Here is a 19,476-nt window from a genome sequence, read left to right as displayed (position 1 = left end):
CTTATGCCTTTCGGTACTGCTCGATGAGGATGTAGTCGGCGGGGTCGACCTCGTCGGCGACCTTGTCCATCTGGATGAACTGCTTGTTGAGGTTGGTGAACCACGCCTTCGCATCGCCCGAGTCCCACTTGGCGAGCAGGTCGTCGGGGGCGAGCAGGTCGACGTACTCGAACTCGCTGGCGACGCTGTCCTTCGGCGCCTTCAGGAAGTCGGCCAGCAGCGCCGGCAGCTCGTCCTTGTGCGCGGCGGCCCAGGTGTAGGCCTCCTTCGCCGCGGCCTGGTAGCGCTGCAGCATCTCGGCGTCGTCCGTGATGTCGGTGCCGGCGACCAGGGTGGCGGGGAAGGCGAGGTCGGGGAAGTCGGCGGACTTGACGACCTCGACCATGCCGGGCACGTTCTTGTGGATCTGATCCACGAAGGGGTACCAGATGGCCGCGGCATCCACCTGCTTCGACGTGAACGCCGAGATCACCGTGGGCGGATCCATGGCGACCTTCTCGACGTCGTCGATCGACATCCCGGCCTTCTCCAGCGCAAGGTTCAGCAGCATGTCGCCGCTGGTGCCCTCGGGGACGCCCACCGTCTTGCCCTTGAGGTCCTCGATCTTCTCGATGCCCTCCTGCGCGATGACGCGGTCGGCGGTGCCCAGGCCCTGCACGGCGACGATCTTGGCCTTGCCGCTCATCGGCAGCCACAGCGCACCGGGCCCGATGTAGCCGAAGTCGAGGTCGCCGGTGCCCAGCGCCTGGATCTGCAGCGGACCGTTCGTGAACGGCGTGGCATCCACTTCGAGTCCGTGCTTCTTCCAGATGCCCTGCTTCTGCGCGACCGCCTGGAGCAGCGCGCCGTTGCCGTCACTGGTGTAGCCGGCGGTGACGTGGATGGTCTTCTCGCCATCCACCTTGGTGTCGGTGGCGGGGCCGGAGCAGGCGGTGAGCGCGGCGAGCGCGACGGCGGCGACCGTGCCGCCGACGAGTGCCCGTCGGGTGATCGAGGTCATTGTGACGATCCCTTCGTTGTTGCTGGTTGCTGGTGGTAGACCGCGTTCCACACCTCGTTGCGCAGTTCGGCGAACCGCGTCGAGAGGCGCACGTCCTCGGTCCTCGGGTAGGGCAGGTCGATGTCGATGATGCGGTGGATGCGTCCGGGATGCGCGGCCATCACGATCACGCGGTTGGCGAGGTAGACGGCCTCGTCGACGTCGTGGGTGATGAACATGACGGTGCGCTTCTCCTGCGCCCAGGTGTCGAGCAGCTGCTCCTGCATGCGCACCCTGGTCAGCGCGTCCAGCGCGCCGAACGGCTCGTCCATGAGCAGGATCGACGGGTTCACCGCGTAGGCGCGGGCGATCGCGCAGCGCTGCTTCATGCCGCCGGAGAGGTTCTTCGGCAGGGCATCCGCGAATCCGGTGAGCCCCGCGAGCTCGATCATGCGGTCGCTGATCTCACGGCGCTCCGGCTTGCGCATGCGCTGCAGCTCGAGTCCGAACTCGATGTTCTCGCGCACGGTCAGCCAGGGGAACAGCGCGTACTGCTGGAAGATCACGCCTCGCTCCGGGCCCGGCCCGGTGACCGTCTCGCCGTCGACGTGCACGGCGCCGGAGGTGGGGGCGAGCAGGCCGGCCGCCGCGTTCATGGCGGTCGACTTTCCGCATCCGCTCGGGCCGACCACCGTCACGAACTCGTTCGCGCCGATCGTGAGATCGAAGTCGTCGAGGGCGACGAACGGCTCACCCTTCAGGTCGAAGACCGCGCGGACGTGGTCGAAGTGGATCTTCGGCTTCTGGTCGTCGTGCATGCTCATCGGCGCTCCTGCCAGCTCGTGAGGTGCTTGTCGGCCCAGAGCAGGATGCGGTCCATGATCAGGCCGATCACCCCGATCGAGACCAGGCCGACGAAGATCGTGGGCAGGTCGTAGTAGATCTGCGCCTGCTGCATCCGGTAGCCGATGCCCGCCTGCGCGGCGATCAGCTCGGCTGCCACCAGGGTCGCCCAGGCGGCGCCCAGGCCCTGCCGCATGCCCACCATGATGAACGGCAGGGATGCCGGTACCACGATGCGGCGGAAGATCGTCACGTCGCTGGCGCCCAGCACCCGCCCGGCGTTGATGAGGGTGCGGTCCACGTTCAGCACGCCCTGGAAGGTGGCGACGATCGAGACGAGGAACGCGGCGAGGGTGATGACGAACACCTTGGGCACCTCGCCGATGCCCATCAGCACGATGGCCAGCGGGATGATCGCCAGCGGCGGGATCATGCGGAAGAACTGCGTCCACGGCTCGAGCACGGCCCGCACCGGGCGGTACCAGCCCATCAGGAAGCCGAGCGGGATGGCCAGGCCTGTGCCGATCGCGAAGCCCATCAGCACCCGCGACAGGCTCGCGCCGAGATCGGGCAGCAGCGTGCCGACGGCGATGAGCTCGCCGAAGCGCACGAGCACCGCCAGGGGACTCGGCAGGGAGCCGGCGGGGTTGACGATCGAAAGCCCCCACCAGATGAGGATGCCCGCGACGATCGACAGGATCCCCAACAAGGTGTATCCGTTGACCGCCGCGGGCACCCGGGGCGCGGCGATGGCAGCCGTGCGGGTTCCGGCGTTCTCTGCGGCGGTGGCAGTGCCGGTCATGATGCGCTCCCCTCGACACGTGCGGCGTCGAGCAGCGAGTACTGCCCCGAGGCGATGATCGAGCTCAGCTCTGCGGCGAGCGTCTCCAGCCATCCGATGTACCACGACGTGGACTGCCAGCCGCGGCTGTGCGTGAAGAAGGTCACGCGCTCCAGCCAGCGGACATCGATCTCGGGGATCGGACTCACCATGCCCAGCCGATACGGGCCCGCCTCTTCCGCACGCTGCAGCAGTCGGTAATCGAGCTCGGTGCGCACCAGCGCCAGTGCCACATCCGGGCCGAGCTGACCGGCGAAGTTGAGCCGGACGATGAAGTCGGGATCCATCGGCCGCGGGGACGGCGTGTACGGGCTGCGCGCCCAGTCCTGCAGAGCGATGCGTCCTGCTGCGGTGAGGGCGTACACCTTGGCATCCGGCGCCGTCTCGCTCGCGACAGTGGTCGCCTGGACCCAGCCGCGATCGGCCAGATCGGCCAGCGCCCGGTAGATCGGGGTCATGCTCGGCTTGCGTCCGAGGAACTGGCCGTCGGTCTCGAGCCACTTCGCCAGGCCGTAGCCGCTCATCGGCTGCCGTGCCAGTACTCCCAGCAGCGGGTAGTCCGCCTTCATCTCGCCTCCTTGCGATCTATCACCAGTTAGTTATAACCAGATGGCAATAAGGATGTCAAGGCGCGGGCGCAGACAGCCGGTGTTTGCGCGCTCTATGCCGCGTGGGTGTTACCAGATGGTTATAGGGTCGCGAGAACGGCGGTGAGCCCCAGCGCGCCCGTCACCGCGACGCCGGCAGCGACCGCGGCCAGCGCGCCGGCGCCGTTCGCGCGGGGGTGCTCACCGCGCGCGACGTCGGCCATGAACGCATCGTGACGCCGTCGGGACACGGTCCACAGGGCGGCCGCGGCGACGAGGCCGCTCATGCCGGGCACCACCCAGACCGGCCCGCCCAGCCACAGCGGCAGCACGCGCAGCGACAGCAGCGAGCCGACCGCGAGCGACAGCGCCGTGCGTCGCCACGACAGCGAGGTGCGCTCCAGCTGCAGCCCCGCGTCGAACGGCCCGCCCCACGCGTCCCCGGGGCGCCTCATCGCTCCCGCTCCCGGGCGCTCGTCATCTCAGCACGGCCAGCAGCACGAGCACGCCGGCCGTGACGACGGCGACCGCGAGCACGACCCCGGTCGGCGGATGCGGCAGCGGATGCCCCTGGCGCATGCGCCGCTCGACACTCGCCCATTCGAACCAGGCGATCACCGGCAGCACGATGCCGGTGACGATCAGCACCAGCGAAGCCGCCAGGCGCAGCGGCGGGTACATGTCCAGCGCCAGGGCCTCCAGCGCCACACCTCCGGCGATCAGGGCCAGCGCGGTGCGCGTCCACGCCAGGAAGGTGCGCTCGTTCGCCAGCGAGAACCGCACATCCGGCTCCGCGCCGCGGCCGAACACCGAGCGGGGGAATCGGCGATCGCGCGAGGATGTCACCGGGCCAGCCTAACCGTGGATCAGGCGCTGCGCCGCCGCACCAATCGCGGCTCGATCAGCACGCCGCCGGCGGCCGGCGACGCCGAGGAGTCCCCGCCCTGCTCGATGCGCGCGATCAGCGCCGCCACGGCCCGCTCGCCCAGCGCGTCGAAGTCCTGCTGCAGCGTGGTCAGCGGCGGCTGGTACTGCGCGGCGTCGGCGACGTCGTCGAAGCCGACGACCGCGACGTCCTCCGGCACCCGGCGCCCCGAATCCGCCAGCGCTCGCAGCGCGCCGAGGGCCATCTGATCGTTGGCGGCGAAGATCGCCGTGGGTGAGACCGTGCGCAGCATCCGCTCCAGAGCCCGGTACCCGGATTCCGATCCCCAGTCACCGCGCGCCGGCTCGTCCGGCGCCACGCCCGCCGCGGCCAGCGCCTCGCGCCAGCCGCGCTCCCGCTCCGCCGCCGCGAACGAGTCCACCGGCCCGGCGAGGTGGTGCACGGTGCGGTGGCCGGCGGCCAGCAGGTGCACGGTGGCCGCGCGCGCCCCCGCGGCGTGGTCGGTGCCGATCACGGTGAACCGATCGTCGGGCGGGGAGTCGATCACCACCAGGCGGAGTCCGGCGGATGCCGCGTCGCGCGCGAGCGCGGTGGCCTCGTTCAGCACGATGGCGCCGTCCACGCCCTGGTCGCGCAGCCTGTCGAAGGCCTGGTCGATGGCCGCCTCGGCGCCCAGGGTGACGACCGTGAGCGCGTAGCCGCGAGATGCCGCCGACTCCGCCACGGACTGCAGCATGCGGGAGTTGCCGACGGTGGCGAGCGTCTGCGCCACCAGTCCGAGGGTCTGCGAGCGGCCGGTGCGCAGGGCGCGGGCGGCCCGGTTGGGGCGGTAGCCGAGTTCGGCCATCGCCTGCTCCACGCGGGCCCTGGTGGCCGGATCGACCTTCGGACTGTCGTTGGCGACGCGGGAGACGGTCTGGCCCGACACGCCCGCGCGCTCGGCGACCATCGCCATGGAGACGCGCCTCTGCGACATCCGCTCCCCTTCTCGTTCGGCCGGATCCGGCCGTCACAACTCCGGATTGTTGACGTTACCACGGCCGGCGCGCTACCGTGTTGACGTGAACATCCCAGAATCTCCGGAGTTGCGGATCACCGAGCTCGGCGCCGGCGTCGTCAAGCGCGCCACCGTGCTCGCCGACGGGCGCGAACTGTTCTACTACGACGATCCGGGCAGCGCGCTCGGGCCCGAGCGCGCCGTCGACGCCCGGCAGTTGGACGAGCGACCCGAGACCGCGACCATGCGCCAGGACATCCTCACCGGCGACTGGATCACGTTCGCCACCAAGCGGCAGAACCGCGTGATGATGCCGAGCGCCGACGCCGACCCGCTCGCGCCGCAGACCCCGACGAACCCCTCCGAGGTGCCCTCGCTCTACGACGTGGCGGTGTTCGAGAACCGCTCGCCGTCGTTCGGGCCTGCGCTGAACACGGCTGTCGGCGGTGCGCCCGCCGCGAGCGATCCCACGCGCGGGCTCGACGACCTGGCAGAGCTCGGGATCGGACGCACTCGCAGCAGCGTGGGCCGCTGCGAGGTGGTCTGCTTCAGTCCCGACACCGCCGGTTCGTTCGGCACCCAGTCGGTCACCCGCGCGCGCACGGTGATCGAGGCGTGGGCGGATCGCACCGCCGCCCTCTCGGAGCTGCCCGGCATCGAGCAGGTGTTCCCGTTCGAGAACCGCGGCGAGGCCATCGGCGTCACGCTGCCGCATCCGCACGGCCAGCTCTACGCGTACCCGTACGTCACGCCGCGCACGCAGCGGCTGCTGGACAGCATTCACCGTACCGCGCCCGATCTGATGACGCGTGTGCTCGAGTCGGAACGCGACTCGGAGCGGGTCGTGCTGCAGGGCGAGCACTGGACCGCGTTCGTGCCGTTCGCGGCGCGCTGGCCGCTGGAGGTGCAGCTGATGCCGCACCGGCACGTGCCCGACTTCGCCGCGCTGACCGATGCCGAGCGCGACGAGCTCGCTCCGCTCTACCTGCGCCTGCTGCGCGGAGTGGACGCCCTGTACCCCACGCCCACGCCCTACATCGCCGCGTGGCATCAGGCGCCCGTGCGCGTCGGCCGCGACACCGTGCGGATGCGGCTGGAGCTGACCAGCCCGCGGCGTGCCGCGGACAAGCTGAAGTTCCTGGCCGGCTCCGAGGCCGCGATGTCGGCCTGGACGGCCGAGATCCTCCCCGAGGACGCCGCCGCCCGCCTGCGCGACGCGATCGCGAGCGTTCCCGAGCTCCGAGGCTCTGCGACGAGAACCACGGGAGAGACCGCATGAGCGCCGCACCCGCAGCCCGTGAACTGTTCGCCTCGTCGTTCGGGCGCGAGCCCGACGGGATCTGGTCGGCGCCGGGGCGCGTGAACCTGATCGGCGAGCACACCGATTACAACGAGGGCTTCGTGCTGCCCTTCGCGATCCCGCACCGCACGTACGCCGCCGTGGCGCTGCGCACCGACAATCGGATCCGGGTGGCGTCGAGCTTCGCTCGGCTGACCGTCGAGTGCGCGCTGGAGGACCTGGCGCACCTGTTCCCGGTCGAGCATCAGGGTGCCGACCGCGACGTGCCGGAGTGGTCGGCGTACGTGCTCGGCGTCGCGTGGGCGCTGGGCGCTTCGACCGGCTCAGCGGGCGAGGCGGGCTCAGCGACCCGGTTCAGAGGCGTCGACATCGCGATCGCCTCCGACGTCCCGGTCGGCGCAGGGCTGTCGTCGTCCGCAGCGATCGAGGGAGCCGTGGCATCCGCCCTGAACGACCTGTGGGAGCTGGGGCTCGACCCGGTGACGCTCGCTCAGGTCGGCCGCAGGGCCGAGAACGAGGCCGTGGGCGCCCCGACCGGGATCATGGATCAGATGGCGTCGATGCTCGGCCAGGAGGATGCCGCCACCTTCATCGACTGCCGCAGCCTGGAGACCCGCTCGGTGCCGACCGGCTTCCGCGACGCGGGCCTCGAGGTGCTCGTGATCGACACGCAGGTCACGCACGCGCACTCCACCGGCGGTTACCGCGAGCGTCGGGAGTCGTGCGAGCGGGGGGCGCAGCTGCTCGGCATCCGCTCGCTGCGCGACGCGAGCGTCGCCGATCTGCCGCGCGCGGCCGAGATCATGGACGACGTGACGCTGCGCCGGGTGCGGCACATCGTGACCGAGAACCAGCGCGTGCTCGACACCGTCGCCGCGGTGACCGAGCAGGGTCCGCGGGCGATCGGCGAGCTGCTGGTCGCCTCGCACGCGTCGATGCGCGACGACTTCGAGATCTCGACGCCCGAGCTGGATGCGGCGGTCGAGACCGCGCTGGCGAACGGCGCGATCGGCGCGCGCATGACCGGCGGCGGCTTCGGCGGATCGGCGATCGCGCTGGTCGCGCACGCGTCGGTGGATGCCGTGACGGATGCCGTGCAGCAGGCTTTCGCGGCTGCCGGCTTCACCGCCCCGCACCTGTTCACCGTCTCGCCGTCGGACGGCCCGCGGCGCGATGTGTGACAGCGCCTGACACAATGAACACTGCGCACGAGCGCACCGGAAGGAGTTCCATGTCCTGGCTTGTCACCGGCGGCGCCGGCTACATCGGAGCGCACGTGGTGCGCGCACTGGCGGCGGCGGGTCTCACCCCTGTCGTGCTGGACGATCTCTCCAGCGGCCGCGCGTCGTTCGTGCCCGAGGATGTGGCGCTGGTCGAGGGCAGCATCCTGGACCGGGAACTGGTCGAGCGTGCGCTGCACGAGCACGACGTGGAGGGCGTGATCCACGTCGCCGGCTTCAAGTACGCCGGCGTCTCGGTGCAGCGCCCGCTGCACACCTACGCGCAGAACGTCGAGGGCACGCGCGTGATCCTCGAGGCGATGGATGCCGCGGGGGTCACCAACATCGTGTTCTCCTCCAGCGCGGCCGTCTTCGGCACCCCTGACGTGGAGCTGGTCACGGAGGACACCGCAAAGCGCCCGGCGAGCCCGTACGGCGAGTCCAAGCTCATCGGCGAGTGGCTGCTGCGCGATCAGGGCGTCGCGACCGCGGCATCCGCCACGCCCCTGCGGCACACCTCGCTGCGCTACTTCAACGTGGTCGGCTCCGCCGACCCGACCGTCTACGACGTCAGCCCGCACAACCTGTTCCCGATCGTGTTCGAGGCACTGCTGGCCGGCCGCACCCCCGCGATCTTCGGCGACGACTACGACACCCCCGACGGGACCAACGTGCGCGACTACGTGCATGTCGGCGACATCGCCGCAGCGCACGTCGTGGCCGCGCAGCGCCTGGCGAGCGGCCAGCCGATCGAGCCCGCGTACAACCTCGGCTCGGGCGACGGGCTGAGCGTGAAGCAGATCATGGATGCCATGGTGCGCGTGACGGGCATCGACTTCGAGCCGACGGTCGCAGCGCGCCGCCCCGGCGACCCCGACCGCATCGTCGCCGCCGGAGACCTCGCCGCGCGCGACCTGGACTGGACCATGCGCCACACGGTCGACGAGATGGTGCGCTCGGGCTGGGAGGCCCGGCGCAGCGCCGGCTGACCCGATGAGCCTGCTGCTGCGGCCGGCCGAGGTCGGCGACGCCGACGGCATCGCCGAGGTGCACGTGCGCTCGTGGCAGCAGGCCTATCGCGGGCTGATGCCGCAGCGGGTGCTCGACGGGCTGTCCGTGCCCGAGCGCGCGGCGAGCTGGGCGCGCATCCTGGACTCGACGCCGCGCGGCTCGCAGACACTGGTCGTGCTGGACGGCGAGCAGATCGTGGGGTGGGCGAGCTTCGGTGCGGCACGGGATGCGGATGCCGCGGGCGTCGCCGCGGGTTCCGGCGAGCTGTGGGGCATCTACGCGCACCCGGATGCCTGGTCCACCGGCGTCGGTCATCTGCTGCTCACCGCCGTGGAGCGGGCGCTGGCGGATGCCGGGCACGCGAGCGCCTACCTGTGGGTGCTGGAGGGCAACTCCCGGGCATCCGCCTTCTACGAGCGGCACGGCTGGCACGCAGACGGCGGCCGCAAGGTCGACGAGCGTCCCGGCATGGTGCTGCAGGAGCTGCGCCACGTGAAGCGCCTCGTCTGAGGGCGGGCCGGACCGCAGCGCGCGACTGCCAGATGGAAAGTGCTGGCCCCACCGCATCCCCACCGACGTTATCCATCCGGCTCAGAACTGCCGGATGGAAAGGGTCGCCCCCGGGGCGTCCCCACCGACGTTATCCATCCGGCCGGCAGCGCGGGGCCGGGGTCGACGGCTTGATGCTGCGGCCCTTTCCGGCCCGATTCACCTGAGATACGCGGCGATCTCGTCGCGTTTCTTGATGCTCGTCGACAGCCACGCGGAGTTCTTCGCTCCGTTCATCGCCTTGCTGAAGCCGCTGTCCCCCAGAGCGATGAGCGTGATCGCACGCTGGGCCCCCTCATCGGAGACGTAGATCTGCACCGCCCATTGCCCGGTCATGAAGGTCTGCCCTTCGGCAACGATCTGGATGTCCGCCCGCTCCTCATATGCGGCGAGCGCACCGATCCCGCCGGTGATCTCCTCGACGGACTGCGCCTTCACACGAGGGAGCACCTCCTGCAATGCGCGGCCGATGTCAGCCACCGAAGCGGAGGAGGTGAGGGAGATATCGGATGTCTTCAAACCCACGGCGGAGTCCCTTCGTCGAATGTCGCTCACACGCTAGCGACGGACGGACGGACGGACGTCCTGCTCAGAGGGCCGGTCTTTCCGTTCGGAATTCCCGGAACTCCCGGGTCCGAACCGCGCTCTGCGTCAGACGACGAAAGTTCCGGAAGACAGTGGTAGAAATTGGAGTACCCGCACAGCACAGGGGCTGACCCGGCCCCGGATACCCAACCGCAGGAACCCGCAATGACTGCTTCCTCCTCGCGCTCCGAAGACTCGACCGCCGCATTCGCCACTGACCTGCGCGCGCTGCGTCTGAGCGCATCGAACCCGACGCTCTTCCGATTGCAGCATGCGACCGGCATCTCGAAGACGGTCCTCTCAGACGCCTTCAGCGGCCGGCGGCTGCCCTCTGCGCGCACGGTCGACGGCATCGTGCGCGCGTGCGGCGGCGCCCCGGCGGAATGGCTTGCCCGGCGCGATGCCCTTGCGCGTGGTCGCGCAGCGGAGGCCGCTAAACCGGCGGATGCGCCGCGCGTCGCCTCCGTCGTCCCGACCGGCGTCCCGCGCCGGCGGTCGCGCAACGTGCTCCTGATCGCCATGGCATTCGTCCTCGGTGTGGCGGTGAGCGCCGCGGCGAGCTATTTCGTGACCACGGACGCCATCGCCCAAGCCCGCGCGGATGCCGCAGAGCAGACCCGACAGGAGATCCTCGCCGCACCGGCGAGCGAGCACGCACAGATCAATGTGCGCAATGGCGCCGACCCCGCGCTGACCGCCTGCGTGAACGATGCCAAGGTCGCCACGTCCCAGATGCGCCTGGAGCACTATCAGCTCGAGATCATCTGGTCGAACAAGTGCTATGCCGGCTGGGGTCGCGTGACCCGCTTCGATGAGAAGCTCTCTGGTAACACCGTGACGGTATCGATCTATCCCGAGACTGCGGCGACCGGCCCCGACCGGCAGACGGCGACGGAGCCCAATGTGCAGGGCGCCTACACGACGCTGGTCGTGCGCCCTACAGAGGGAACGCGGCTGTGCACGGTCGGGTCCGTCACCATAGATGGCGAGAACGTCGATCTGGGCGAGCCGCTGTGCATCTGAGCGCAGCAGACGGACCGGACTATCTCAGCGCTTCCGACGCAGGCCCGCGCTCAGCACCCAGGTGAGGCAGTAGCCCAGCAGAGCGAGCACGCCGCTCCAGGTGCGGACGCCGGCGAGATCACCGACCCCGGCCGCGATCCCGATCGATGCGATGCCCATCAGCAGACTGGACACGCCGAGGACGGCGTTCGGTGCCATCGCGCCGAAGAATCCTGCCGCTGTCGCGATCACGAGTGCGATCGGGACGTAGGGCAACGACTGCGCCAGCAGCGGCACGCCGAGCGGCTCGATGATGAACAGCAGCACGTCGAGGACGGCGAACACGAGCAGCAGGTCGGCCTTCGCCGCCCGGCCGACGAGCCGAGCGGCGAACGCGCCTACGAGCATCACGAACGCGACGCCGGCGATGAGCAGCAGACGCTCCACCGTGCGATGCCCGGTGAAGAACACCTGCACCACGAGAGACAGGATGCCGAAGCCGCCGGCCACCGTGGCCAGCAGAGCACCGAAGCGCTTGGTGAGCGAGAGACCGAAGGCGATCATCGCACCCAGAAGCAGGCCGGGTGCGGCATCCGCCATTCCGAAGACCGCGAGCCCCTGGGCGAGCGCGACGACGGTCACGAAACCTCCGAAGAAGCCGGGAAGGTCATCCGGCGCCTGGTAACGGGATGGATGCGGATGGCGGCCGCGCGGACGCATCCGGCCGATGAGAAGCAGACCCACCGCGCACATCGCGATCAGCACGACGGCTGCGGGGACAGCCCCGGCCAGCGCCTCGGCGACTCCGTTCACTCCGGCTCTCCGACCCGGCGGACCTGCACATCGATGACGATGACGGACACGTTGTCGGGCGGCCCCGCCGAGAGCGCGTCATCGATGACGCCCGCCGCGACTTGGGTGGGCATCCTGTCCTCGCCCGCTCGCGCCGCCAGCGCCTCACCGGCCGGGAGCACGCCGTCACTGACCAGCAGGAACCGGTGGAACCCTGGCGCCCAGGACTCCGCGTACCAGTGCGCGTCGACCGGGGGTTGCTCCCCTCCGCCGAGCGCCGAGGTGAGCATGGTGCGCCCTGGGACGCGGTGGTCCGGCACGGCGTCGTCGACTGAGAGCTGCCCCAGGTAGCCGTCGACCACGCGATGCACTCGGCAGTCTCCGACGTTCATGGCGGTGAAGCCGTCAGCGGAGAGCACCATGGCAGCAGCAGCCGCACCCATCTCGGGTGTGCCGAGCCCCTCACCGGCACGTCGGACCGTCGCGTGGGCCGTTCCCGCGAGTGCCCTGGCCGCTGCGCCGTCCGCGATCCTGGGCAAGCCGTCCGCGAGCACGCGTGCCACGAGCCAGGCGGCCATCGAACCGCCGCGGTGTCCGCCCATGCCATCGACCACGGCCACTGCAAGCGGGGTCGAGAGATCCACTGAGGATCGGCTCCAGTTCGCGATCGGGCCGGCGGAGGCGCATCCGTCGACGAGCACGACATCCTGGTTCTCGCCCCGCACCACCCCGATGTGCGTCGCGGCCGCGATCTCCGCTTCGATGTGCCAGTCCCTGCTCATCCTGCGATCGCACCGATGACGCCGACGACGACGAGCATGACGAGACCGGCACAGACCGTCACCACAGCGAAGACGGCGGCGAAGGCCACCTGCCACGGCGAGGTGATCACGATCAACCCCGAGAGCACGGCGGATATCGCGAGCACTGCCCGCCGGGAACGCGGAATCCTCTGCTCGAGATCACGCGACAGCCCCGGTGCGACCAGGCCCAGAGACGCTGCGGCGGTCGCGGCGAAGAGCCCGATCGCGCCATCCCCGATCGTGATGGGCAACCAGGATTCCATCCAGACCGCGTAGGCCTCCAGCGCTCCGCCGAACGGCGCCGTGCTGAGCGCGAGTGGGATGCTCCATCCGAACTGCGCGATGACGACCGAGGTGGCGTGGCCGAGCGCCGTCACCGCCACCAGACCGGTGGGCACCCACATCCACCTGCCCGCAGACCGGCCCCGTTTCACCTCGGCTGTCAGCGCGCGCGAGACCGGGGTCTGCAACCGGTCGAGCAGTACGGCGGCGACGTAGCCGACGGCGAGGACGAGCACCGGGATCCACCACACGTGCGCCGGCACGAGGCTGCTCGCGCCGATGCGCACGTGTGGAACCAGTGCCGCCGCCGCACAGACCAGAGAGGCGGATCGCAGGCCATTCCGAGCGAATGGTGTCGGCCGGCCTCTCTCCGATTCCCAGATCGCGATGACAAGGGAGAGGGCGAGCACGGGACCCGCGCACGCGATCGCACCGCGCAGACCCGTCTCCCAGTCGTCGATCGCTCCGCTCCCGCTGAGCATCGATGTGGCACCAGCGAGCAGGGCACATCCCACGACAGCCCAGATCCGGATGGCGAATCCACGCCATGCGATCGACCGGAGGCGCCTGCGGTCCGCCCGGCGGGCGGCCTTCAGCTGCTCGGCCGCCTCGCGTGCGCGCTCCTCATCGGCCTCGCGTGCGATCCGATCGCGCTCCTGCTGCGCCTGCTGCTCGGCATTGAGGCGGTCCCGCTCGATCCCCCTGATGACCGGGAAGAAGGTTCGGATCACGACCGCGGCAGGGACCGCGCTCTGCACGCTCCTCGCTTCGCGCAGACGCGATGCCAACGACGACGTCCAGATGGGGGTTCCGCCCTCGGCCACCTCCTCCGCCGCGCTTTCGACGAGCTTGCCGACGGCCGACGGATCCAACGACGCCAGCAGCAGCCGTCCCTCCCAGCTCGCCCGCATCTCGGCGGGTACCGTGTATGCCGTGCTGCGCCGCTGCAGCGAATCGGCTTCTGCGTCGAGCTCCTCCCACCATGCGTGCAGGATCTCCTCCGCGACGGCGTACTGGCCGTCGCCCTGATACAGCGTGAGCGCCTTCAGCACACCACCTTCACGCAGCTCGCGGATCCAGTCGCCATCGGCGATCGAGCCGCCGGATGCCCGCTGCGCGGCGGCACTCATCGTCGCGGAGTCCAGAGCGACGCCGCGGAAGGTCGGCGCGCGCTCCGGGGTGAACTCCCGTTGCATCGCGAGCAGGAGAAGGCCCGGCCGGGATGAGGACAGCAGACGGTCCACATCCGTCCTGGCGTATCCGAGCGAGGCGAGCAGATCGATCAGATCGCCGCGTCCGCGCCCCGACAACCGCCTGCCGGCCTCCTGCCAGTTCGCGGCCATCGCCTTGGTCAGCTCGACGGGGTCGGCGTAAGCGCGGTCTCCGAAGGCGAACGCCTGCACACCGAGCGCCGTCACCGGTCGGGTCGCCTCGTCCGCACTGCGGTGCACGGCCGGCTCGCCCCCGTCGAGCCACTCGCCGACCTGTGCCGCGCCCCATCGATGCTCCGCGTCCCTCGTCAGCAGACCCTCGAACAGCAGATGCCAGTGCCGGTCCCCGACTCCGGACAGATCGAACACCCCCCGCCCGATCGCATCACGAAGCACGAGATCGTTGGGCAGTACGCCGCTCCCGGCATCCGCGAGAAGATGACGGCCGGTCAGCAACTCGAACGCGATCAGCCCGAGGGCGAACCAATCCCCCTTGGGCGAGACGCGGCCGTACGAGGCTTCAGGCGCCGCGTAGCCCCACGTCCCCCGAACGGTGAGCAGTGCGCTCCCGTCGGTGCGGGCCGAGATGCCGAAGTCGCCCAGGACGATGTCGACGGGATTCAGCGCTCGCACGAGGATGTTCGCCGGTTTCAGATCGCGATGCACGATTCCTTGACCGTGAAGGAACGAGATGGCGGCGGCCGCGTCAGCGACGAACGCATGCACGAACTCCGCGGGGAAGGGATCACGCTGCTGCCGCATGACCTCCTGCAGGGAGCGGAGCGGGAAGTACTCCATGATCTCCCACTGCTGATCATCGGCTGAACCGAACGAGCTCGGTGCGATGTGGCGCGGGTCCGCGTCGGCAAGGGCCTCGATCGCCGACGGATCGACGGTGCCGGCAGTGGCGAAGTACACCTTGATGGCGACCTGCTCATTCGTCGCCCGACGCCGGCAGAGCAGCACGGAGGCCTGCGAGCCGCTACTGAGGTCGGCCTCATGCTCATACTCGGCTTCGAGTGCGGGCGGCAGGCGAAACTGCCGGGGCCTCGGCGCAGCAGTCCCTTCGCGCATCGTGGCGCGATCCGCTGCTCCGTTCTCCCGCACTGTGAGTCGTGCGATGTCGCTCTCGCGCACCGTCGCCCGCACGGTGTCCTCGCGCACCGTGGGCATCCCCTCCGGCGTCGTCGCTGAGTTCATCCCGCGGCTCCGTTCACGATGGTGATCTCGATCCGTGCACCCAGGCGCAGTGTGGTCCGTCCCGGCGGCACCCTCCGCTCGCCTTCGACGGGCGTATCCTCCAGCCACGTGCCATTGGTGGACCCGAGGTCGCGGACGAACAGGCCGTCGCCCTCATCGGAGAGCAGAGCGTGCCGGCGCGAGACGCCGTCGAAGTCCAGCGCCGAGGCGACCACGGCCGAGGCGGACATGCGGCCGATCACGAGCGCACTGCCCACGGCCACCTCTCGGCCGTCGGGAAGCACCACCCGCGCGCCGGCATCAACAACCGTCACTGCGGCCGTGCCGCCGCAGAACACACAGACATCAGCGGCGTTCGCCAGCGGTCGACCGCAGCCGGCGCAGTCGGCTGTTGTCACGGCCGGCGTCGGAGAAGTGGACGATGGCGCTGCCGTGACCGCCGTCGCAGCGGCGACGATCTCCAGGCCGCAGCCGAAGCAGATCAGCGCTCCGGCAGCGATCTCCGCCCCGCACTCGTGCACGCTCATCCCGCCTCCCAGCTCACGGCGTCGAAACTGATCCCGCGTTCCCGCAGCCGTTCCCGAAGGCGATCGAGATCCCCCGGCTCGGGCATTCCGATCACGTGAAGGGCGCCGTCCTGCTCGACGAACTGCAGGTGGGCGGGGGCGATCCCGTGCCGCTCTATGCTCTTCGCGCCCGCCTCCGTCCGCACATGCAGTACCTGGTTCCCGCTGCCCAGCAGCGGATGCCCGCTCGGGCGGTCCGCGCGGTAGGGACCGGCGACCAGGACGTCGGCGCTGTCCCAGAGCTCCGGTGAGATGCGGCGCGCCGCCCCCGCTGCGTAACCCGTGAAGACGAGCACGTCCGGACGCTCTCCAGGCCATTCCTCGCGAAGCCCTGCGATCAGCGACACGAGCGCCGGCGCCTGCTGGAACGGCTCTCCCCCGGTCACGGTGAACCCGCCGGCGCCGGTGGCCCCCGCATGGCCCAGGATCCGGGCGCGCAGTTCATCGAGATCCACTGCTCTGCCGCCGTCCGGATCCCAGGTGTCCACCGACGCGCATCCCGCGCATCCGATCGTGCAGCCCTGCACCCAGAGCGCGACCCTGCGACCCGGCCCCAGCGCCGTCACGGGGGCCGCAACCCTGCTCACCCGCACCACCGTCGGCATCGTCGGACTCACCCGTCCAGCCGGGCGCTGATCACGCCGTCGTCGCCCGTCTCCAAGGCGATCAGCGTGCGGGCCGAGCCCTCCGGCACCGCGAACAGCGCCCTGGCCAGCGGGTTCACCAGCGCCGTCTCGAGCGCGCTGCCGATGCCGCGCGCGCCCTTGCTCAGGTCGGCGAGCACGATCGTCCGCACGTGCTCCCTGGCCTCATCAGAGAGGTGGAGCCCGATGCCGGACGTTCGTGCGATGCGCCGCTCCACATTGTCCATGTAGCCCTCCGTGATCTCCGCGGCGATGTCGTCCGTCAGGTAGTCGAACACGATCACGTTGTCTCCGATCCGGCCCAGCAGCTCCGGTCGATTCAGCTCTTCACCGAGCACACGGTGGACTTCTTCCGTCACACGCCGTTCATAGCCGAGCGGCTCGCTCCTCGAGTCCTCAGCCCTGGTGCCGTCAGTCCCGACGCCGAGATTCGAGGTGAAGACGATCAGGCACTCGTGGAAGAACACCGTGTCACCTGAGCCGTCCGAGAGGCGCCCATCGCTGAGCAGCTGCAGGAACTTGTCGAGCACTCGCGGATGCGCTTTCTCGATCTCGTCGAACAGCAGCACCGAGAACGGCTGGTCGCGCACCGCGTTGGTGAGCTCGCCGCCGGCCTCGTGATTGGCGAACCCCGGCGGCGATCCGATCAGTCGCTGATCGGCGGCCTCCTGCGCGAACTCGCTCATGTCGAACCGGATGCAGGCGGACTCGTCTCCGAAGAGCAGACTGGCGATCGCCTTGGCCAGCTCGGTCTTGCCGACGCCGGTAGGACCGGCCATGAACATCACTCCGCGGGGGCCGGCCCCGTGCGTCCGATGGGCTGCGGACAGCCCGGTCACCGACCTGATCAGCACGTCCAGCGCGTGGCGCACGGCCCGCGGCTGTCCCTTCACCCTGCGCTGCAGCAGATCTTCTCCTTCGGCGATGCGCGCGGTGAGCTCGGGCGATCGCCACGGGTCGGCGACCGCGCCGACGCGATACAGTCGCGCAGCGTCGGCGATCGCCTGCGGTGGCAGACCGGCGTCGCGCTGAAGCTGCACGATCTCGATCAGGGCTCGCAGCGACATGTCATGTGTCGCGCCGACGAACTGCTGAGCCACCTCCTCCTGTGTCGACGGCTCGGCGCGGCCGACGCCGAACAGCTGCGGGAGAATGCTGCGCACCGCCCTCGTACGTGTGGCGAGGTCCGGCTTCGGGATCGGCACCTGACGGATGCCGTCACCGGAGAGCACCCACGCAGGCAGATCGCCCGGCCTGTCCACGAGCACGAAGACGCTGTTGCGTCGCATCGAGCGAGGTCCGGTGGGGGTCGCTGTCACGGCGCCTTCGTGAGCCACCCTCAGCATCGCCCGGTGCAGTTCGGCTGAGGTCTCGGCGGGATGACCGTCCGGGTGCACGGCCGTCTGCGACACGTAGTCGACCATGACGGCGCAGGGATGCTCGCGGGCGCAGTTCACCTGCAGCATGACGGCCGCCGCCTCGTCCGGAGTCAGTCGGCCGTCGCCGATGCGCGCCGCCCATGTCCCGAGGGCGGCGCGGGCGACCGTCTCGTCGCCGCCAGCGACGACCGAGAGTCCGTGGAGCATCGAGCAGTGCACGAGTGCCGGGATACCACTGCGCTCAAGCAGCGCGCGCAGTGCCGATGCCGTCCGATGAAGAGCGAACCCGCTCTCGTCGGGCACGAGATGCAGGTCTCGCAGATTCCCATGGACGACGAAGAGCGAGGTGACCGGCAGCACGGAGTCGACAAAACCGAGCCAGGACGGAAATCCTTCACAGCGTGCGGCGCCGGCGTCGGTCATCGGATCGTCCCCTCACTTCGGCTCCGACGACGCCGTTCGCTCTCTCGAGTCGTAGCCGGGCGCACTCGACGTTCCATTGCGACGACTCCTGGCGCGACCGCATGCGTGCGCACCAGTTCGATTCGCGACTCGCCGAGTCGTCGGCTCAGCTCACCCAGGGCCTCGCACTCGGACTCCTCGGCCTGTCTGTCCGCACCGGGATCCGCGCTCTCGGCGAGCGCGACGGTGTTCGTCAGCATCTGTCCGCGGTCTGTGAAGCGGAGTTGGAGGCCATAGCGAGGATCCGCGGTCCCTGCGATCACGAAATCACCCTCGAGGGCGTCGACGACGAAGCCCTCGTCGACGGTGTGCCCCAGCTCCGCGAGCACCGCCGCGGTCTGGGTGATGACGTGCTGCCGCGCGGCGTGACGCTCCCACGCAGCCCTGGCCCGCCGAGCGGCCGAGGCCCCTTCTGCCAGTCCGCTCTCGTCCACCGCTGAGTGCAGCATCCGCCTGGCCGCGTCGGCCTGCGGCGAGGCGATGTCAGCGATCCCCTCGATGACGCGCGCGCAGCGCTGCCGGAACGCCGCCACACGCCGTTGCTGCACGAGATGCCCGCGCACCTCCCTGCACAACCCGGCGAGGGCCGACGACCCGGTCGCCGCGAGCGCATTCCCCATCCAGCGCTCGCGCAGAGTCTCATCGTCGACCTGGCTGAGCAGTGGGACCACGTCGGCGAGTTCCATCGTCGTGTCCGCGGCGCTGCCGGCGGTGCGCTGCGAGGCGCCTGTCGTCTCGGCCTTCGCCGAAGTCCAGTCCAGCGCTATCGATCCCGCGACCGTCTCGGGAATGGACGAGATGAGCCGCGCGGCGACTGCCGCCCGCTCCCGATGGCCGAGATCGTCGCGCAGAGCGGCGACAGTCGCCTCAAAGGAGGCAAGAGCCTCTCCGGCGTCCGCTGAAGATGCGGATGCTGCGATGCTCGGTCGCTCCGGCGCCGTCCTGACGTCGCCCCAGGCGGCCAGCGCAGCGCAAACCGCCCTCGCCTCGTCGCGCAGCATCGCGATTCGCGCGCGGGCGTTCGATACCGCCGCCTGCCGTCGCAGTTCCTCCTGCGCCACCTCCCAGGCATAGCCCTTCGGTCCGCTCATCGCTGGATTCTCGTCCTCGGAGCCGTAGGAAGCCTCGCCAGATCGTCCTGCGGCAGCCTGTTCCAGATCAGTACACGTCCCCGCCGCAGTACGGGCACTTGTACGCATCGCCCGCGTGGAACTGGTCCTTGAAGACCGTGTGGCCCTTCGAGCATGACGCCTGGAGGTTCCAGTTCCCCTGCGAGGTCTTCGATGCTTCCGTCTTGAACATTCCCTGCTCCTCGTCTCCGCCGCGGTCCCCTCTTC

General features: G+C 70.0%; 21 protein-coding genes. 5 read left to right on the top strand and 16 right to left on the bottom strand.

Going from position 1 to position 19,476, the window contains the following annotated elements; genetic code table 11:
• Position 1: 1 nt before the first annotated feature.
• The 7 genes from Q9R19_RS11310 to Q9R19_RS11280 form a co-directional block, all read right to left on the bottom strand.
• Positions 2–1,000, bottom strand: a complete 999-nt coding sequence (locus Q9R19_RS11310; protein WP_311256488.1) for an aliphatic sulfonate ABC transporter substrate-binding protein — start codon at positions 998–1,000, stop codon at positions 2–4.
• Entirely contained in the window at positions 997–1,803 is an 807-nt protein-coding gene (locus Q9R19_RS11305; RefSeq protein ID WP_311256487.1) for an ABC transporter ATP-binding protein, read from the bottom strand. The genes Q9R19_RS11310 and Q9R19_RS11305 overlap by 4 nt, the downstream gene beginning before the upstream one ends.
• Positions 1,800–2,624, bottom strand: a complete 825-nt coding sequence (locus Q9R19_RS11300; RefSeq protein WP_311256486.1) for an ABC transporter permease — start codon at positions 2,622–2,624, stop codon at positions 1,800–1,802. Before Q9R19_RS11300 ends, Q9R19_RS11305 begins: the two co-directional genes overlap by 4 nt.
• Positions 2,621–3,232, bottom strand: a complete 612-nt coding sequence (locus Q9R19_RS11295) for a PadR family transcriptional regulator (protein ID WP_311256485.1) — start codon at positions 3,230–3,232, stop codon at positions 2,621–2,623. Before Q9R19_RS11295 ends, Q9R19_RS11300 begins: the two co-directional genes overlap by 4 nt.
• 119 nt (positions 3,233–3,351) lie before the next feature.
• Positions 3,352–3,705 carry a DUF202 domain-containing protein gene (locus Q9R19_RS11290; protein ID WP_311256484.1) on the bottom strand — a complete coding sequence of 118 codons (354 nt, stop codon included), beginning with the start codon at positions 3,703–3,705 and terminating at the stop codon, positions 3,352–3,354.
• Between the two features lie 22 nt (positions 3,706–3,727).
• The gene (locus Q9R19_RS11285) at positions 3,728–4,096 is read right to left on the bottom strand and encodes a DUF202 domain-containing protein (protein WP_311256483.1); all 369 of its coding nucleotides are present in this window, start codon (positions 4,094–4,096) and stop codon (positions 3,728–3,730) included.
• A gap of 20 nt (positions 4,097–4,116) precedes the next feature.
• Positions 4,117–5,112 carry a LacI family DNA-binding transcriptional regulator gene (locus tag Q9R19_RS11280; protein WP_311256482.1) on the bottom strand — a complete coding sequence of 332 codons (996 nt, stop codon included), beginning with the start codon at positions 5,110–5,112 and terminating at the stop codon, positions 4,117–4,119.
• A gap of 85 nt (positions 5,113–5,197) precedes the next feature.
• On the opposite strand from Q9R19_RS11280, the gene galT reads away from it, so the two are divergent.
• Genes galT through Q9R19_RS11260 form a run of 4 tightly spaced genes read left to right on the top strand, consistent with a single transcriptional unit; the run spans position 5,198 to position 9,174 of the window.
• Positions 5,198–6,412 (top strand): galactose-1-phosphate uridylyltransferase, encoded by a 1,215-nt coding sequence (galT, locus tag Q9R19_RS11275; RefSeq protein WP_311256481.1) that lies wholly within the window; start codon positions 5,198–5,200, stop codon positions 6,410–6,412.
• Positions 6,409–7,614, top strand: coding sequence for a galactokinase (gene galK / locus Q9R19_RS11270; RefSeq protein ID WP_311256480.1), 1,206 nt, complete (start codon positions 6,409–6,411; stop codon positions 7,612–7,614). Before galT ends, galK begins: the two co-directional genes overlap by 4 nt.
• A gap of 50 nt (positions 7,615–7,664) precedes the next feature.
• On the top strand, positions 7,665–8,642 hold the full coding sequence (gene galE, locus Q9R19_RS11265; protein WP_311256479.1) for a UDP-glucose 4-epimerase GalE: 978 nt from the start codon (positions 7,665–7,667) through the stop codon (positions 8,640–8,642).
• Positions 8,643–8,646: 4 nt separating this feature from the next.
• Positions 8,647–9,174 (top strand): GNAT family N-acetyltransferase, encoded by a 528-nt coding sequence (locus tag Q9R19_RS11260; protein WP_311256478.1) that lies wholly within the window; start codon positions 8,647–8,649, stop codon positions 9,172–9,174.
• Positions 9,175–9,372: 198 nt separating this feature from the next.
• Here Q9R19_RS11260 and Q9R19_RS11255 read toward each other — a convergent pair whose 3' ends face one another.
• Complete coding sequence (locus Q9R19_RS11255) at positions 9,373–9,693, bottom strand: hypothetical protein (RefSeq protein ID WP_311256477.1); 321 nt, start codon at positions 9,691–9,693, stop codon at positions 9,373–9,375.
• A 207-nt stretch (positions 9,694–9,900) separates the two neighbouring features.
• Between Q9R19_RS11255 and Q9R19_RS11250 the strand changes: the two genes are divergently transcribed.
• Positions 9,901–10,821 carry a DUF2690 domain-containing protein gene (locus Q9R19_RS11250; RefSeq protein ID WP_311256476.1) on the top strand — a complete coding sequence of 307 codons (921 nt, stop codon included), beginning with the start codon at positions 9,901–9,903 and terminating at the stop codon, positions 10,819–10,821.
• Positions 10,822–10,845: 24 nt separating this feature from the next.
• Here Q9R19_RS11250 and Q9R19_RS11245 read toward each other — a convergent pair whose 3' ends face one another.
• From Q9R19_RS11245 to Q9R19_RS11210, 8 genes are all read right to left on the bottom strand, one after another.
• Complete coding sequence (locus Q9R19_RS11245; protein WP_311256475.1) at positions 10,846–11,613, bottom strand: hypothetical protein; 768 nt, start codon at positions 11,611–11,613, stop codon at positions 10,846–10,848.
• The gene (locus Q9R19_RS11240) at positions 11,610–12,374 is read right to left on the bottom strand and encodes a protein phosphatase 2C domain-containing protein (RefSeq protein ID WP_311256474.1); all 765 of its coding nucleotides are present in this window, start codon (positions 12,372–12,374) and stop codon (positions 11,610–11,612) included. The genes Q9R19_RS11245 and Q9R19_RS11240 overlap by 4 nt, the downstream gene beginning before the upstream one ends.
• Positions 12,371–15,088 carry a protein kinase domain-containing protein gene (locus Q9R19_RS11235; RefSeq protein WP_311256473.1) on the bottom strand — a complete coding sequence of 906 codons (2,718 nt, stop codon included), beginning with the start codon at positions 15,086–15,088 and terminating at the stop codon, positions 12,371–12,373. The genes Q9R19_RS11240 and Q9R19_RS11235 overlap by 4 nt, the downstream gene beginning before the upstream one ends.
• Positions 15,085–15,615: an FHA domain-containing protein gene (locus tag Q9R19_RS11230; protein WP_311256472.1), complete on the bottom strand. Its 531-nt coding sequence runs from the start codon at positions 15,613–15,615 to the stop codon at positions 15,085–15,087. Before Q9R19_RS11230 ends, Q9R19_RS11235 begins: the two co-directional genes overlap by 4 nt.
• Positions 15,612–16,241 carry a 4Fe-4S single cluster domain-containing protein gene (locus Q9R19_RS11225; RefSeq protein ID WP_311256471.1) on the bottom strand — a complete coding sequence of 210 codons (630 nt, stop codon included), beginning with the start codon at positions 16,239–16,241 and terminating at the stop codon, positions 15,612–15,614. The genes Q9R19_RS11230 and Q9R19_RS11225 overlap by 4 nt, the downstream gene beginning before the upstream one ends.
• Before the next feature lie 26 nt (positions 16,242–16,267).
• A complete protein-coding gene (locus Q9R19_RS11220; RefSeq protein WP_311256470.1) occupies positions 16,268–18,100 on the bottom strand; it encodes an AAA family ATPase in 1,833 nt (610 codons plus the stop codon).
• Complete coding sequence (locus Q9R19_RS11215; RefSeq protein ID WP_311256469.1) at positions 18,097–19,230, bottom strand: hypothetical protein; 1,134 nt, start codon at positions 19,228–19,230, stop codon at positions 18,097–18,099. Before Q9R19_RS11215 ends, Q9R19_RS11220 begins: the two co-directional genes overlap by 4 nt.
• 67 nt (positions 19,231–19,297) lie before the next feature.
• Complete coding sequence (locus Q9R19_RS11210) at positions 19,298–19,441, bottom strand: hypothetical protein (RefSeq protein ID WP_311256468.1); 144 nt, start codon at positions 19,439–19,441, stop codon at positions 19,298–19,300.
• Positions 19,442–19,476: the final 35 nt, after the last annotated feature.

The sequence above is a fragment of the Microbacterium sp. ARD32 genome, assembly GCF_031844385.1.
Taxonomy (GTDB): domain Bacteria; phylum Actinomycetota; class Actinomycetes; order Actinomycetales; family Microbacteriaceae; genus Microbacterium.
The sequence above is the reverse complement of the archived record's forward strand: the minus strand, read 5'-3'. Positions and strand labels throughout refer to the sequence as shown.

Coding starts and splice junctions, on each gene's coding strand:
- Q9R19_RS11215 (WP_311256469.1), bottom strand. CDS start 19,230: ATGAGCGGACCGAAGGGCTATGCCTGGGAGGTGGCGCAGGAGGAACTG.
- Q9R19_RS11295 (WP_311256485.1), bottom strand. CDS start 3,232: ATGAAGGCGGACTACCCGCTGCTGGGAGTACTGGCACGGCAGCCGATG.
- Q9R19_RS11220 (WP_311256470.1), bottom strand. CDS start 18,100: ATGACCGACGCCGGCGCCGCACGCTGTGAAGGATTTCCGTCCTGGCTC.
- Q9R19_RS11290 (WP_311256484.1), bottom strand. CDS start 3,705: ATGAGGCGCCCCGGGGACGCGTGGGGCGGGCCGTTCGACGCGGGGCTG.
- Q9R19_RS11260 (WP_311256478.1), top strand. CDS start 8,647: ATGAGCCTGCTGCTGCGGCCGGCCGAGGTCGGCGACGCCGACGGCATC.
- Q9R19_RS11235 (WP_311256473.1), bottom strand. CDS start 15,088: ATGAACTCAGCGACGACGCCGGAGGGGATGCCCACGGTGCGCGAGGAC.
- Q9R19_RS11280 (WP_311256482.1), bottom strand. CDS start 5,112: ATGTCGCAGAGGCGCGTCTCCATGGCGATGGTCGCCGAGCGCGCGGGC.
- Q9R19_RS11210 (WP_311256468.1), bottom strand. CDS start 19,441: ATGTTCAAGACGGAAGCATCGAAGACCTCGCAGGGGAACTGGAACCTC.
- galK (WP_311256480.1), top strand. CDS start 6,409: ATGAGCGCCGCACCCGCAGCCCGTGAACTGTTCGCCTCGTCGTTCGGG.
- Q9R19_RS11230 (WP_311256472.1), bottom strand. CDS start 15,615: ATGAGCGTGCACGAGTGCGGGGCGGAGATCGCTGCCGGAGCGCTGATC.
- Q9R19_RS11305 (WP_311256487.1), bottom strand. CDS start 1,803: ATGAGCATGCACGACGACCAGAAGCCGAAGATCCACTTCGACCACGTC.
- Q9R19_RS11300 (WP_311256486.1), bottom strand. CDS start 2,624: ATGACCGGCACTGCCACCGCCGCAGAGAACGCCGGAACCCGCACGGCT.
- galE (WP_311256479.1), top strand. CDS start 7,665: ATGTCCTGGCTTGTCACCGGCGGCGCCGGCTACATCGGAGCGCACGTG.
- Q9R19_RS11240 (WP_311256474.1), bottom strand. CDS start 12,374: ATGAGCAGGGACTGGCACATCGAAGCGGAGATCGCGGCCGCGACGCAC.
- Q9R19_RS11310 (WP_311256488.1), bottom strand. CDS start 1,000: ATGACCTCGATCACCCGACGGGCACTCGTCGGCGGCACGGTCGCCGCC.